Raw genomic sequence first — 14368 nt, 5'->3', positions numbered from 1 at the left:
ACATAATATTCCCCAATTTAATAACATAACTGGTAGATTACAATATTTTACAATACTCAAAATTAATATCAAACTACCAATGGATAATAAAAAACAGTTTTTAAATGTTTTTAAATGAATTCCACCAGCAAATGCTCTAAGTGGAGCAAATATACTCAAAAATAATATTAATTCTATTAAACTATCTAAGCTAATCGCACACAACACACTTACAATAATACTAATGCATAATTCAATTCCGATCCAAAATCCATACTTATAAATGTCATAATCTTTTTCATCTACTTCACCTTTTGCAATAGCATACATAACTATGTGGTGAGAAATTTTTTCAATCATAGTCGCTCTCCTTCTCTTTCATATAACATAATTGTCATTTCAAAAATGTTATTTTCTGCATTTATAGTCATTTCTCCATTATATGTATCAACAACTTTTTTCATAGATACCATCCCTATTCCATGATTTTTTTGATCTTGCTTTGTTGTCATAAATTCCCCTTTATTCCCCATTTTGATAGTGCCATTATAAGAATTTGATATTTCTATAAGAAGACACCCTTTATTGTATCCCATTCTCAGCTCTATATAGCGTTCTGAAATTTCTACCTTTTCTGCTGCTTCAATGGCGTTATCGAAAGCATTTCCTAACAAAACGCATATATCACTATTTCTAAAATATAACTCTGTAGGAATTTGATGGACAATATTGCATTTTATGTCTTTTTCTTCGGCAATTGAGCATCTATAATTAATCAATGCATCAATTATAATATGTCCACTCTTACACACATCTTTTGAAGATAAACCACCAGAATTTGCAATATTATCGATATACAAAACAGCTTTTTCAACTTGCTGATTTTGCAAAAAAGCTTTTATACTGAATAAATGTGACTTCATATCGTGGCGTAATCTTTTGAATTCTTGTACAGATAATTCCCTTTCCCGCATTTGTCTTTCATTAAAATCTAATTGCTGGGTAAACAACAAATTATTTCTATAAAGTTCTTCTTCTAATGCTAATTTGTCATATATTATAAATACCATACAATTCATGCCCAGAATTATAATAGAAGAAACAAACGGAAAGGCAAATCCACTTTCAAGTTCACTGCATAAGGCAAAAATATTATGTACAATGTAAATACTACTTACTGGTATACATAGCAGTCCTATACTTACTTCTAATGAAACCGATTGACCAGCCCAATTTTTCTTTGTTTTCATAATCTTAACAAAAATGAGTATAATGATTTTACTTATAACTGAACCTGACACTTCTACTTGCTCATAGGATAGTCCTTTGTACTTAAAAATGTATCCCACTAAAACTTCTGAAATCATCCATATTATCAACAAAAGAATAGACATCATGATTTGTGTGCTAAAAAGTCCTTTGTATTTCCATCGAACAACCAATGTAACTACAATTATATTCAATACAAACAGAATGACTGGTGAAAATAGGCTTAATAAATCAGAAAAATATTGGAAAACTACATATCCAAGAGATGCCATATGAACTTTGATTCCTTTTTCTGATTTTGCAAAATATATGGAAAAATATGATTCCACAATATACAGCGAAAATACTGACAACATTATATTCATAAACACATCAAACATCAGCGATACTCCCTTTTGCTATTTCAAAAAATTTTTTTCGCACTTCTTTTACTCGATCTTCGCTAATACGTAATTTTATACCATTATAGAGTTCAACTGATAAAAGTGTAATCTTTTTAATATATTTGTAATTTACCAAATACGATTGGTGGATTCTTATAAAAAGAAATTTTCCACTGTTAACCCGTTTCTCTACTTCTTTTAACTTACCATAAAATGTATACTTTTCTTTGTCAGTGATAACATGCACATATCTTTTTTCGCTTTCAAAATATACTATTTCTTTTACTGGAACATGCTCAATCTCGTTTTTAAATTTAATTTCAAATTGTTCTTGACCGCTTTCAATTCTTTCATATGCACTACAAAAATATTTGAAGAATATCATCGTATCAATTGGCTTACTAATAAATCTGAATGGCTCTACTTCGAATAGTTCTTTTAAATACTTTTCATAACTAGAAATATAAATAATCAAAACAGTACAATTCTTTTTTCTTATATATCGAGCAGTTTTTATACCATCTAACTTCTCCATTTCTATATCCAAATATATTAAATCATAATTAGTCCCCTGATCCATGCTTGCTTTTAATGTTACACCATCAAAAAAGATATCAATCTCAATCGGTATATTTATTTTTTGAGCAGATTCATACAGTAGATTTTCTACAAGAGAAGTTAATACAATATCATTATCACAAATTGCAATCTTTACCATATTATTTCTCCTTTTGAGTTTCACATAATCTACTTAAAAGTATATCTAACGTCTTTTTATTCGTGCTATCCAATTCGTTGTATTGCATTACTAAATCATAATTATCATCCAAAGTTTTATTGACACGTATTTGCCCCTCCAAATTTCTTTTTATATCTGACAAACCTAATATATAATCCGTTGTAACATTAAAAAAATTTGACAAGCTGATTAGTAAATCGGTGGGAATATCATACTTACCATTTTCTATTTTGCTGATTGTCTGTTGTGTAATTCCAAGACTTTGTCCTAACATTTCCTGACTTAGGCGTCTTGCAAGTCTAAGTTCTTTTACTCTGCTTTCCATATAAATGACTCCTCAATAATAATATTCCATTATATTTTATCGTTTATTCTTTTTATAATTACTCATATAAACAGTATTGTAATATTCTTATTGAGGGTTTTTGGAGATACCATTTTCTAAAATTCATATTTTTTATTTTCACATTTTCAAAAAAGCAGACATGTTTAAACACGCCTGCTTTTTCTTAAAATTTTCTTAAAGTTTTTATTTTTGCATTCTGTTCTGGCTGATGGAAAATATAAACACATTTCATATTCGCCGCAAATGTGGTAATTAATAATGCCAAAGTAGTAACAGAACTCATCATATTTACTTTTTTTACACACTTTTTCATCTGTTGCTTTATCCTTTCATTTATTTCTTTTCCTTATATTACTCTATTTTTCGCAAATATTTTTGTAAGTGTAATAATTCCCGCTTTTAATGTAATAATTTCTCTTCGGTTTATTATACCAAAACTTTTCTTTTGTTAATTAAGTATTCTCGACTCCTCAGAGCCACACTTACATAAACCATTTGTACTGTATTAATACGCTTAATTTTGGGCATAAACACATTCAAAGAAAATCTCCCCATAACCCAATATCGTGAAATTCTAAAACTACATAGTTTAGCCTTCAGCGAACGTGCAATTGCTAGTACCTGTCGTATTTCGTAAAATACTGTATCACAAGTTCTTAGAAAAGCCAAGCCTTCTACTTTGGAACGTCACATTTATAAAACCGGTTAGAGTTTGAAATATTGGGGATACTTGTATGGTCCTATGTCAAGATTTAGTACAAGTTAAAATGAGAAATTTCTCCATATTTTAACTTGCCAGAAGCTCAACCTTTATGTGTGTTCTTTCATATACTCGCTCGAATTCATCCGGTGACATATAGTCGCAATAGTTATGAATCCGTTTGGTATTGTAGAAAGCTTCCAGATATTCGAAAATCAACCGATACGCCTGTTTATAATCACGGATTTTAAAGCGGTTCAGCCATTCGCGTTTAATAATAGAATGGAAGGATTCCATGCACGCATTATCCCACGGAAATGCTTTCTTTGAATAACTACGCTGCATATTTTCAGTTGCTTTTTTATATTCTTTTGCAACGTACTGACTCCCCCGATCCGAGTGAATGATTAGCGGCTGATCGATATTTCGACGAGCTTTGGCTTTATTTATAGTATCAATTACACAAGATACCTCCAATGTTTCTGAAAGTGTCCAGGCAATGATCTTTCTGGAAAATAAATCCATAATACTGGTCAGATAGACAAATCCGTCTATTGTCCAGATGTAGGTGATATCCGAACACCAAACAGCATTCGGGCGATCAGGATGAAACTGTTCATCAAGGATATTTTCTAATTCTGTGCTGAAATCAGAATCTTTTGTGGTGATCGTCCATGGCTTGCTCCATTGGGCGCGGATTCCCATTTGGCGCATATAGGTGCCAACCGTTCTTTCCGAAATAACTTCACCGGTTTTATGCAGCTCTACCGTGATTTTCGGAGCACCATAGTTCTGCTTAGAATCATCATAAATATCCTGTACTATTTATATTCTAACATCAGTAGAAACTTTTTCCGTCTTCGGTACGGTACACTTCTTAGAGCATCTGTTCCAAAGGAAAACAATCGTCATATTTTTTCATGTTGCTATGAACTTGGCATCTGATTCATTGCTAGAATGTTCAATGTCTTGATTCTTCCACCTGATTTGGATACAGTTCTACTATCACGTAATTCGTGATACCGGCGTATACGATAAGTCAGAACCTCACACTTTTCAAATGCTCTTAGGAATGCATTAACTCCTGATTCACTTCCACCCAATTGTCTGATGACTTTGCTTTCGGATAAGGAAAGTTTATAGCGTTTGATGTTTTTGTAATCCTGCATACATTATCCCCCTGTAATAAATGTATTTTCTCCCTACGAATGAATACATTTATCATCTCGAAGGTTGCTGTACTAGGCAGACGTACGGCGTCTGTTTAACTTCGCATTTCGATCTTTTTGTTTCCCAATCCCAACCGTTCGAGTGTGCTATATGAAAGTATTCAATTACACAAATAAGAAAGTGCAAAACCGCACTGTTTATCCTCTTAAACTTTATATATACCACATATTTTTAACCCCTAAGTTTTGAATTCTAATAGTCTTTATTACTTGTGTAGCTATACAAACTCTGTTGTTGAATAAATATTTTAATAAATGATATCTGTCATTCCATCTTCAGACACTTTCATATACTTTACACGCCCAGCCTTATTATTCAAGTCCATATACTTATGATCTGTTTTGGGATAACCATCGGATTCGTTCCTTGACACATTTTTATCTTCATGTGCTGCAACAAACAATTCTGCTTTTTCTTTAGTGATCAGTACAGTCATCTCCGCATTCCACAGTCCATTCCAAAAAGCATCACTTCTATCCCCCAACTGTTTGAACTAAACATTGCAACAGTCTATGATATTGATTTTTTTGTAGTCTTCACTTTTAGAGCATCGAAAGAATATCGAATGCATAATCTTTTTTCGGAACCTTTTTAATTCACTCTTTTACAGCATCCTATTAACGTATAACTATAAATGAGCAAGTTCGTGATTTTGCATAAAAGAAAGACACCTCGATTCCGTGTGTTGTATAATGAAAGTGCCTAAACAAACATTTGCAACATTTACGAAAGAAGGTGTCTCTCGCAAATACTATACATCATTCCTCATTCATATACAACCAGTTTAAAAAATTAAACTTATGCAAATTTTATTCGAACCGAATAATAAACCATCTTATGAGTATCCTAATCAGTATTTTCATTTCAGGATATCATGGAAAAACCACGGACTTTGCTAAAAACAGTTCCTGCCACAGAACTACGATTGCCCATTTCCTCAATTCCGGAAAATGGGATGATTCATTACTTTCAGATACGTTAAAATGCTCTGTCATTGAGATTATTTATTCAGAAGCAGCACGCACCGGAAAGCCTGCTTTCTGTATTGTGGACGATACGATAGCTTCAAAGACAAAGCCTTCGTCACAGGCTTTACATCCGATTGAAGATGCGTATTTTCACCAATCCCATTTAAAGGGAAAACAGGATTACGGGCATCAGGCAGTTGCTGTTATGCTTTCCTGCAATGGCATTGTTCTGAACTATTCTTTTGTAATGTACAATAAGTCAATTTCCAAGATTGACATTGTACAAAGCATTGCAAAGGAGCTGCCTGTTCCACCGGTAATGTCCTATTTTCTTTGTGACTGCTGGTATGTTTCTGAAAAGATAATCAATACCTTTGCACAAAGAGGGGTCCATACCATCGGTGCTTTGAAAACAAACCGTTTGCTGTATCCATCGGGAATGAAAAAGAAACTTCGTGAACTGGCCGCCGAATTGTCTGTTACACATCGTGAATTTGACCTTGTGACAGTCAAAAAACAAAACGATTATGTGTACCGGTACGAGGGAAACCTCAACGGCATAGAAAATGCGGTAGTTCTTTTGAGTTATCCGGAAAAAGCATTTGGTAATCTCAAAGCATTGCGTGCTTTCATCAGTACAAACGTAGCCCTATCTACACAGGAGATTCTTTCCTGGTATGTGTGTCGATGGCCTATTGAAGTATTTTTCCGCCAGTGTAAGGATAAACTGGCACTGGACGGCTATCAGATACGCTCTGCACAGGGAATCAAAAGGTACTGGCTACTTATGTCACTGGCACATTTCATGTGTGCAGTGGGTACTGGTAGGTTCTGTTCGTTTGAAACTGGATATCACGAAATCTGTGATACCATTCAGCTGGAAAAGTATCGTTATCTTTTTCAATGCGCAAAGGAAAGTAATGATTTTGATTCATTTATGAAATTCGCAGTGTAGTTTTGTGCAATTTTTCAAATTTGCTCATTTATAGAACGTATAATTTAATTCATCAATTAGTTCTAATATTATTATTTTTTCAACTCATTTAACATAATATAACCATTTATAGATTCAATGGGTGAAGTCAACTTTCTTTGCAACTCAAAGTAATAGTTGCTTGTTATATTTTTATTCTGTATGGTTTTCTCATTATACTCATCAATCAGTCTATAAAGTTCTTTAAGATTTTCTATGGAATTTTTTTTAAATTCTAAAAATCTCTCTTGATCAGCCTTAGACAAATCATCTATTTTTACTTTTTCAATATATACTTCTAATTCCCAAACTTTTTTTAATAACTGTTCTTCTGTCTCATCAGATATTTGAATATTCTTTACATCTTGCTTTTCTAAATTAACTATATCAAATACGTTTTCTAATATTTCTGTTCGTATTTCTTTTTGAACCCGGCTTGACTTTACTAAGAATTCTTGTGAAAAATGCTTGTTTATAAAAGCATTATAAGAAATATTCTTGTTTAATATCACTCCTACTCCCGTTACTATTAGCACTACTAAGATACAAATTATAGCCACCTTTTTTTTCATAACGTCACCTTACAGCGGGCATCCTAAAATGCCCGCTTTACCAATCTTTTTAATGTTTATGATATTTTGTAGAATGCCCAATTTCAATAGAACAACCTGCTGCAGGACCACTTTGATTACAGTAATCCCATCCCCAACAAACAGTGGAATTAGCTAAAGCTATATCACAATCACTACTTATAAAATTGGTGTATGCCTTAGGATTCGTCTTAGCATAATGTACACCATCAGAAAAAGGACCATTAAATCGATTACAATGTACCCAGTCACCTGGATAATACTTATCTCCATAGCCTTTTCTAGCAGATGCTGTTGTTTCAGATGCAATGGTATCCATTCTATCCATCAAAGATTCTAAATTTACTGCATTGACAACCTCAAAATCACCTTCTTCATTTTTACTGATAATCTGTTCCTCTCCGTCCGCTGTATACTTAATTGTAATAGTGTCTACATCCTGTGGCACCTCGAATGAACCATCCGTGTTAATCGTTGCTTCATTACCATTTACCCACAATTTTCCTGTTGTCAAATGAGTTTTTCTGTATGAATAATCTTCATTAATTATCCATCCACTTTTTTCGTAAAGATCCACCACTTCATCAGGAAGAGATGTAATATCAAAATATGTAGTTGATAACGTATAAATTTTCCCTTCTGCTGGATCATTTTCCGCTGCAAAAGATGTCACTGTGCTACTTAAACACATTCCTGCAGCTAAACCAGTTACTAAAATACCTTTTAATGTTTTCTTCATTTTTTTCCCTCTTTCTACTTAGAATTATTTTTACCGACTACTTGATTCCTAAATGAATATCACCCCCCTAAAATCGATAATCTAGAAGCTTCTATTTGATATCTAAGGTTTACCCTTTGTGATACCCTTGGGTTATGCGTAGACAAAATAATAGTTTTTCCTTCTTTTACTTTGTCATCAAAAAGATTTAAAACTTTTTCCTCCATAAAAAGATCCAAATCATTAGTAGGTTCATCTGCTATAAGTATTTGAGTATCTCTAATCATTGCAATTGCAATCATCAAACGACGTTTTTGTCCACCACTTAAATTATATGGATATACCCTTCTTTTATCTTGCAAATGTAGTATCTCTAGATAATATTCCATTTCTTCTTTTATTTTTTCTTTGCACAATTTTCGATTTCTTGCTGCAAACATTAAATTTTCTTCTATTGTGAAGAATTCAATGTATCTATAATCTTGAAAGATATAGCTAATGCTTTTTTTTCGGATTGATAAAAAATCTTTTTCGGATTTAACATTTTTCCCAAAATAAAAGATGTCCCCTTCTGTTGGACTTATTAAACCACCTATTAAATATAGCAATGTACTTTTCCCTATTCCTGACACACCTTCAATTGAAATATAATCTCCTGCATTTATTTTCATATCCAATTTTTTTATTGGGCAACAGTCACTTTTTTTAAATTTTTTGCTTACTTTTTTCAATTCACATATTACTTCTCCCATTGTTTCTTTTCACCTCATCCACTTCTTTTTATCCGTTATATATCGAAAATAATTCTTGGGGGTCTTGTTTTAATATTCGAATCAAAGGAAGTATACATGCCATAATACTCACAACAAATGCAAAGCCAATTCCCAAACTCAAAGCGAAAATATATTCATTTATTCCTATTACTGAAATTGGAAAATCAAAAAAATCCTTCAACCTATTAACCAACGGTTTTATACATAATAGAGCTGTTCCACCAGCAATGCCACCATATAAGATAACTAAAATAGAAATTTCACCAACTATAGAAATACATATTTCTTTTCTGCTCATTCCAAGCGAAATTAAATATCCAAGTTCCCTTTTTCTATTCTGGATTATTGCTGTATATCGATTAAAGAGTGCTATTATAAGAATGATGCTCATAGCAACGATTAAAATTCCTACTATTTGTCCCCATCCTAATAATTGATTCTTTACATAAGACAAAGCCTCTGATTTAGAAATCGCAGTCAATTCAGGATTATTCATATTAAAATTTTGAACATAATCGTCAATATTTACTCCTTCTTTCATTCTTAACAATACCGATGAGACTTTTTTGTCAACATCATTTTGAAAAAAACTGTTCTCTGTAAGTCTTCTTGCCTCTTCAATATCCATAAAAATACTTTGATCCAATCCACTTCCTGTAAAATATAGGGTTCCCACTATTTTGTATGTTTTTCCAAGAATAGACATTCTTTGTCCAATCACGGATGTTATATCTCCGCCTATGATAATTTCATCATCTGCTAAAATATCAAACTCTTGCATTTCCAGCCATGGCTTTATGATAAAATCGGTTGCTTGATCAAATCCTACTACTCGTGCCTCTTCTGTCACCGTACAGCATCCAGCTTTAATGGTATGAGTAAAAAATTGATATGTTTTATCTTCAATTTTATAATCCCCATGTAGAAATTCTAAATTAGAAAGATATATATATTCTTCAGAAGGTTCCGCCGTGTAAAGTGCAGAAGAATAATCAATTTTATCTGTTCTTGGTAAAATAATCACATCAGCACCCAATCTATCATTTGTTAGCTTGATCCCTTCATGCACTTGATAATACGTACATCCTATCAATACCAAAGTAAATACTGCTATCCCCAAGATTGTACCAGTAAGAATAGTATCTTTTTTCTTTCTAAAAATATTGGATAAAACTAATTTTATCATTACACTCTATTCCCCTTTTCTTTTGTAAACTGCAAGCATCCTATGATTAAAGATATTCCGCCAGCCATTCTAAAACACCATGCCGTTTTATGACAGTCCATCATAACATTTCTACATGGTCCATCAAAAATCGGTGAATGTAATGTTAAAAGTATTAAAATCACTCCAAACACAATATAAAGCACTTTGAAATTTTTTTTATTCAAAAATTGCTCTACAATCACTGCTACAAAAAGTACACTTACCAATATTCCCATTTTCATCATATAGTGACATGACATATACGCCATATTCCCATTAGATAACTCCAGAAAATCACTACACACTGGAAAAACTGTGAAACCACTCACCATAGCCAAAATCACCATACAATTTAACATTACTCGCACTTTTTTCTTCATCTCTTTTTTCTCCTTGTTTTTAATTATATCCTATCATAAATGAATCTATTTCTATTACTAATGTAAAAAATGCGATAATTGATGTAATTTTTCCGCAAAATTGCAAACAGCCTTTGTAATTTAATAGATATCAAATCACTTACGATATATAGACCTTATCGACGACAGTGATATTCCCTAACATTCCAGCTCTCACAATGCGAAACATTTGATCCAGAATCTTTGAATCTGTTCCATTTGGGATAGTCAGAAAAAAATTCCAACAGACAGCTTCATGGATGCTACATCGGAAATGCTACTTTTCTTTCTAGGTGTAGAAATCATATCCAATAGCTGTTCACATGAAATAGTATCAGTATCATGAAAATCCACTTTGACGGCATTCCATGATAAGACTGTATTGTTCTTCGGAAGGTATTCTTTTGTCCTCATGGGCAATCCCCCATAAATCTAATAGAGTAAAATTCTCGCATCTATCATTTCCAGCAACATACAATGAAGTAAACTGCTTGCATTCTCTGATAATTATTATGGACTGAGTTTTAGGGCAAAGCAATCTGCCAAATTATTTTGCCATTACTCTTGACGAATGCAATCAAAGTCAGGCATGCGGTTAAATTTTTTCGCTATAAAAGCCGAAAAAAGATTTGATTTTAAATCCTTTTCCGGCTTTTATAATATATACTGTCTTTATTTTCACATGAATAGTACAGGAGGTAACCCATTTTCAGGCATCAAAAATGCAAAATATACAAATATCGCTAAGAACATTGTTATAAATACAAATAGTATTTTTACAAAAAAATGTACATTATATTCCTTTTTTAACAACATCAAATTAAAATATAATGAATAAATAATAAGAAATACATCAATCAGAAAATTGATTCGGATTACGCTTATGCTATTTACAAACCCCAATGTAAAAAATATTAAAATAAATAATGCATAATTGATCAATAATTTCTGTATAATTTTTTTTAAAGATAATTTTTTTCTCTCTTTCATTTAATTTTCTCCTTATCCAAAATCTCAGTTGCTCTTCTTATTTCATCGATATCCTCTTTCAATCTTTTCCAATCAGCGACATATAAAATACCTGTAATTATACTACTTATTATTATATATGAGAATATCCCCAATATAATTCGTTCATTCCAATGATATATTATCGCCATAGGTAACTGACCTAGTGTCAAAAGTATTATATAACCTAACATCTGCCATTTTTCTCGTAAAATCAATCTTTTGGAAAGATAATTAGCTATTTCCACAAAAAAAGCTAACCATGCAAATGCACAAATTTGAATAATCGTCGCACATAATTCATTTTTATAATCCTTAACTAATGCCGGTAAAACTGTATAAAATTCTCCCGTATTTATACGTAAAGATAATATTAAAGAAAATATAGTGTGGAGAATAAATCCCCATAAAATCCCTTTTATAGCACATTTCATAATCTTCATATTCATAAACACCTCATATTTTTAATTTTCTTTTTATTGCAGGTATATATCTCCTTGAAACATAAGTTGTTACTCCTTTAGACAGAATAATACTTACTTTTCCAGTAATACTTAAATCGATTTTTGAAATTTTATTTACACTTATTATTTCTGAATTTGATATTCTTACAAAGTTCATATCGTATAATAATCCTTCTAGTTCATATAATCTATATCGTATAGAATACTCATCATAATCAGTTTGAACATATACTTTTTGACGGCAAGCATATATTCTTAAAATATCATCTATATCAATTAAAAATGCCGCACCACCTTTATACCCTGTTAACTTTCTTAGTTTTTTACTGTATTTTTCTATCATATCCCGTAACTCTATTATGTCCTTATCCTTATTAGGAGTTACAATTATTATTTCTGTATCCTTTTTTGTACTATCTACTTTTATATCAATTCGCACCATTTCAACTCCTTTATGTCATATCTATCCCAATAAAAAATCCACTCAAGGAACAACTCTATTATTAGGTAATTCTATTTTAGATCACTTGTAAAAAAAAATCTAGACTTTCTATATATGTGGTATGGTTTATTCTATAATTGGTTTCTCTAGTTTCTTAAATCTAGTAAAGCGAGTACTTCAATGATATAATCCTTATCAAGAACAGGCATCATAGCTATTAAAAGTAAGCACCTAACAGGGTGGATGGCATCCACCGAATATTTATTCTATAATGATTGATAGGAAGTGCTAGAAATGCTAACATTTCACTCTATTTTCAAAAGGAGATTAATCATTATAAATAAACGAGTTTGTAAAGAAGATCAAATAAAACTTATTATGAAATGCCGTCAAAGAGGTCTTTCAGCTTACCAATGGTGCCAACAGAACAGCATCTATCCTGAGATATTCTACAATTGGGTAAGCAAACTTAAGAAAAGCGGATATTCATTTCCGGATCACGCAACTCAATCGGAGATAAATCTGTCAATTCAAGGAGTCGTAAAATTTGTTTTGTGGGACACTCCAACTATGCGTTTACTCATTATCTTATGAATACAACAACACAACATTTACAAAAACACCAATGGCAAGAATAGGAAGCACTCAGGAGGTTTCAATTGATTTCACCACTTCTTTAGATAAACTTGGATGATACAAAACGCATTCAACTCCGAAAAAAATTGCCGAGGAAAACAACATTTCTGTCCGTTCTATTTATCGTTATGAAAAGGCGTTTTCCGAAAGACAGTTCACAGGATTGAAACCAGCTAATCGAGAAAAGCACCTGTCGCAAAAACTTCCTGTGGAAACAGGCAATTCAGCTTCGCAAAGAAGTTCCAGATAGGTTAATTTCTCAGATCAGCTACATACTAGTATAGAATAAATTAAATTTCTACTATATATTTTGAGGATAATGTATGGTAAAATAGTGTTATCTAAGAAAGGATGAACACTATGAGAAAAACATATCTTCCTCTGTCAAATGAAGACAGAGATTACCTTAAAGCATTATCCAAAAAGAGAACCATTCAGGCACAAGTTGTGGACCGTGCCAGAATCCTTTTATATAAAGCCGATGGAATGACATTCCAGCAAATTGCTGATAAACTTGCCATTAGTACTGCAACGGTACGCCTTTGTATTTCGAAGTTTCAGAAAGGCGGTTTAGATGCTGCACTGTTTGATGTTCAGCGTCCTGGACGTCCATCGGAAATCACTGATGATGCAAAAGCATGGATGATTCATATTGCGTGTCAGAGACCGACAGAACTCGGTTATGCACAGGAATTGTGGACGTTGACCTCTCTCCACAAATACATTCAGAAACATGCAGAAGAAGCGGGATATCCAAGGCTTTCAACCGTTACCAAACCGTATATCCAGAAATTTCTTAAGGAACAGGATATGAAACCCTTTAAAATCAAATATTACTGTGAAAAACGGGATCCTGATTTTGAATCAAAAATGCATGAGGTTCTGTTGGTTTATAAGCAGATTGAAATGCAGTTTGATGAAAATGGTGATCTCATTGTTCCAGACGATTATAAACTGACGATTACGGTATCGTATGATGAGAAGCCGGGCATTCAGGCAATCTCCAATACGGTACCGGATTTACGCCCGACATCAGAACATGGGGAAGTATATCGTGATGCAGAATACAAACGTCTGGGAACGCTCTCTTTACTGGCTGGCATTGATTTACTCACTGGAGAAGCAATTCCGTTAGTAAGTGAGACCCATAAGAGTTCTGATTTTATTGAGTTTTTAAAGATACTGGACAAAAAATATCCATCACAGGATACCATTCGGATCATCCTGGATAATCATTCTGCACATACTTCCAAAGAAACACGGCGCTTTCTGGATACTATGCCAAAGGGACGTTTTAAATTTGTGTTTACACCAAAACATGGCTCATGGTTAAACATGATTGAAAGCTTCTTCAGCAAGATGACCAGACAGATGCTTCGAGGAATTCGTGTCAATACCAAACAGGAGTTGGAAGAACGAATTTACAAGTACTTTGACGAAGTGAACCGTGAACCCGTGGTTTATCACTGGAAGTATAAAATGGATGAAATCAGTGAAGAGGAAGCAGTATCAATTTAATATAGCAATTATTTAATATTCGTTATA

19 protein-coding genes are annotated in these 14368 nt (G+C 32.6%); 3 read left to right on the top strand and 16 right to left on the bottom strand.

Translation table 11 applies throughout. The annotated features are described in order from the left end of the window. The 8 genes from PG840_RS15865 to PG840_RS15835 form a co-directional block, all read right to left on the bottom strand. Positions 1–339 (bottom strand): accessory gene regulator B family protein (locus tag PG840_RS15865; RefSeq protein ID WP_270613861.1); only part of this gene is annotated, 339 nt, incomplete at its 3' end. Beyond that, a complete protein-coding gene (locus PG840_RS15860; protein WP_118263128.1) occupies positions 336–1628 on the bottom strand; it encodes a sensor histidine kinase in 1293 nt (430 codons plus the stop codon). The genes PG840_RS15865 and PG840_RS15860, both read right to left, overlap by 4 nt. Beyond that, on the bottom strand, positions 1621–2349 hold the full coding sequence (locus PG840_RS15855; RefSeq protein WP_118263129.1) for a LytR/AlgR family response regulator transcription factor: 729 nt from the start codon (positions 2347–2349) through the stop codon (positions 1621–1623). Before PG840_RS15855 ends, PG840_RS15860 begins: the two co-directional genes overlap by 8 nt. 1 nt (position 2350) lies before the next feature. Then, complete coding sequence (locus PG840_RS15850; protein ID WP_118263130.1) at positions 2351–2695, bottom strand: helix-turn-helix transcriptional regulator; 345 nt, start codon at positions 2693–2695, stop codon at positions 2351–2353. Positions 2696–2879: 184 nt separating this feature from the next. Next, the gene (locus PG840_RS17060) at positions 2880–2999 is read right to left on the bottom strand and encodes a cyclic lactone autoinducer peptide (RefSeq protein WP_416822315.1); all 120 of its coding nucleotides are present in this window, start codon (positions 2997–2999) and stop codon (positions 2880–2882) included. Between the two features lie 504 nt (positions 3000–3503). Beyond that, positions 3504–4229, bottom strand: a complete 726-nt coding sequence (locus PG840_RS15845) for an IS3 family transposase (protein ID WP_270613862.1) — start codon at positions 4227–4229, stop codon at positions 3504–3506. A 113-nt stretch (positions 4230–4342) separates the two neighbouring features. Next, positions 4343–4585: a hypothetical protein gene (locus tag PG840_RS15840; RefSeq protein WP_118263132.1), complete on the bottom strand. Its 243-nt coding sequence runs from the start codon at positions 4583–4585 to the stop codon at positions 4343–4345. Positions 4586–4893: 308 nt separating this feature from the next. Further along, complete coding sequence (locus tag PG840_RS15835; protein WP_416887614.1) at positions 4894–5130, bottom strand: DUF6973 domain-containing protein; 237 nt, start codon at positions 5128–5130, stop codon at positions 4894–4896. 353 nt (positions 5131–5483) lie between these two features. On the opposite strand from PG840_RS15835, the gene PG840_RS15830 reads away from it, so the two are divergent. Continuing rightward, the gene (locus PG840_RS15830; protein WP_246944719.1) at positions 5484–6569 is read left to right on the top strand and encodes an IS701 family transposase; all 1086 of its coding nucleotides are present in this window, start codon (positions 5484–5486) and stop codon (positions 6567–6569) included. A 71-nt stretch (positions 6570–6640) separates the two neighbouring features. Here the strand turns inward: PG840_RS15830 and PG840_RS15825 are convergent, their stop codons facing one another. The 8 genes from PG840_RS15825 to PG840_RS15790 form a co-directional block, all read right to left on the bottom strand. Further along, positions 6641–7159, bottom strand: coding sequence for a hypothetical protein (locus tag PG840_RS15825; RefSeq protein WP_118263134.1), 519 nt, complete (start codon positions 7157–7159; stop codon positions 6641–6643). Positions 7160–7208: 49 nt separating this feature from the next. After that, a complete protein-coding gene (locus PG840_RS15820) occupies positions 7209–7916 on the bottom strand; it encodes a hypothetical protein (RefSeq protein WP_118263135.1) in 708 nt (235 codons plus the stop codon). Between the two features lie 59 nt (positions 7917–7975). Beyond that, entirely contained in the window at positions 7976–8647 is a 672-nt protein-coding gene (locus PG840_RS15815; RefSeq protein ID WP_118263136.1) for an ATP-binding cassette domain-containing protein, read from the bottom strand. Positions 8648–8675: 28 nt separating this feature from the next. Then, positions 8676–9854 carry an ABC transporter permease gene (locus PG840_RS15810; protein WP_118263137.1) on the bottom strand — a complete coding sequence of 393 codons (1179 nt, stop codon included), beginning with the start codon at positions 9852–9854 and terminating at the stop codon, positions 8676–8678. Next, entirely contained in the window at positions 9854–10255 is a 402-nt protein-coding gene (locus PG840_RS15805; RefSeq protein WP_118263138.1) for a DUF4418 family protein, read from the bottom strand. The genes PG840_RS15810 and PG840_RS15805 overlap by 1 nt, the downstream gene beginning before the upstream one ends. Before the next feature lie 246 nt (positions 10256–10501). After that, entirely contained in the window at positions 10502–10687 is a 186-nt protein-coding gene (locus tag PG840_RS15800) for a hypothetical protein (protein WP_243036081.1), read from the bottom strand. A 572-nt stretch (positions 10688–11259) separates the two neighbouring features. Beyond that, positions 11260–11730 carry a DUF3021 family protein gene (locus tag PG840_RS15795; protein ID WP_118263140.1) on the bottom strand — a complete coding sequence of 157 codons (471 nt, stop codon included), beginning with the start codon at positions 11728–11730 and terminating at the stop codon, positions 11260–11262. 7 nt (positions 11731–11737) lie between these two features. Then, positions 11738–12187, bottom strand: coding sequence for a LytTR family DNA-binding domain-containing protein (locus tag PG840_RS15790; protein ID WP_118263141.1), 450 nt, complete (start codon positions 12185–12187; stop codon positions 11738–11740). Between the two features lie 294 nt (positions 12188–12481). Here PG840_RS15790 and tnpA point away from each other — a divergent pair, with 294 nt between their 5' ends. Further along, on the top strand, positions 12482–12781 hold the full coding sequence (gene tnpA / locus PG840_RS17055; RefSeq protein ID WP_416822307.1) for an IS66 family insertion sequence element accessory protein TnpA: 300 nt from the start codon (positions 12482–12484) through the stop codon (positions 12779–12781). A gap of 402 nt (positions 12782–13183) precedes the next feature. Further along, entirely contained in the window at positions 13184–14341 is a 1158-nt protein-coding gene (locus tag PG840_RS15785; RefSeq protein ID WP_246944702.1) for an IS630 family transposase, read from the top strand. The last annotated feature ends 27 nt before the right edge of the window (positions 14342–14368 follow it).

The organism is Coprococcus sp. AM97-35 (assembly GCF_027697525.1).
GTDB classification, from domain to species: domain Bacteria; phylum Bacillota; class Clostridia; order Lachnospirales; family Lachnospiraceae; genus Allocoprococcus; species Allocoprococcus comes.
Note: the sequence above shows the minus strand (reverse complement) of the source record. Positions and strands in the feature narration are given on the sequence as shown.

Bases quoted from the DNA above. Each gene is read 5' to 3' on its own strand.
- PG840_RS15825 (WP_118263134.1), bottom strand. From the start codon at position 7,159: ATGAAAAAAAAGGTGGCTATAATTTGTATCTTAGTAGTGCTAATAGTA.
- tnpA (WP_416822307.1), top strand. From the start codon at position 12,482: ATGCTAACATTTCACTCTATTTTCAAAAGGAGATTAATCATTATAAAT.
- PG840_RS17060 (WP_416822315.1), bottom strand. From the start codon at position 2,999: ATGAGTTCTGTTACTACTTTGGCATTATTAATTACCACATTTGCGGCG.
- PG840_RS15860 (WP_118263128.1), bottom strand. From the start codon at position 1,628: ATGTTTGATGTGTTTATGAATATAATGTTGTCAGTATTTTCGCTGTAT.
- PG840_RS15790 (WP_118263141.1), bottom strand. From the start codon at position 12,187: ATGGTGCGAATTGATATAAAAGTAGATAGTACAAAAAAGGATACAGAA.
- PG840_RS15795 (WP_118263140.1), bottom strand. From the start codon at position 11,730: ATGAATATGAAGATTATGAAATGTGCTATAAAAGGGATTTTATGGGGA.
- PG840_RS15830 (WP_246944719.1), top strand. From the start codon at position 5,484: ATGAGTATCCTAATCAGTATTTTCATTTCAGGATATCATGGAAAAACC.
- PG840_RS15840 (WP_118263132.1), bottom strand. From the start codon at position 4,585: ATGCAGGATTACAAAAACATCAAACGCTATAAACTTTCCTTATCCGAA.
- PG840_RS15785 (WP_246944702.1), top strand. From the start codon at position 13,184: ATGAGAAAAACATATCTTCCTCTGTCAAATGAAGACAGAGATTACCTT.
- PG840_RS15800 (WP_243036081.1), bottom strand. From the start codon at position 10,687: ATGAGGACAAAAGAATACCTTCCGAAGAACAATACAGTCTTATCATGG.
- PG840_RS15850 (WP_118263130.1), bottom strand. From the start codon at position 2,695: ATGGAAAGCAGAGTAAAAGAACTTAGACTTGCAAGACGCCTAAGTCAG.
- PG840_RS15805 (WP_118263138.1), bottom strand. From the start codon at position 10,255: ATGAAGAAAAAAGTGCGAGTAATGTTAAATTGTATGGTGATTTTGGCT.
- PG840_RS15855 (WP_118263129.1), bottom strand. From the start codon at position 2,349: ATGGTAAAGATTGCAATTTGTGATAATGATATTGTATTAACTTCTCTT.
- PG840_RS15820 (WP_118263135.1), bottom strand. From the start codon at position 7,916: ATGAAGAAAACATTAAAAGGTATTTTAGTAACTGGTTTAGCTGCAGGA.
- PG840_RS15815 (WP_118263136.1), bottom strand. From the start codon at position 8,647: ATGGGAGAAGTAATATGTGAATTGAAAAAAGTAAGCAAAAAATTTAAA.
- PG840_RS15810 (WP_118263137.1), bottom strand. From the start codon at position 9,854: ATGATAAAATTAGTTTTATCCAATATTTTTAGAAAGAAAAAAGATACT.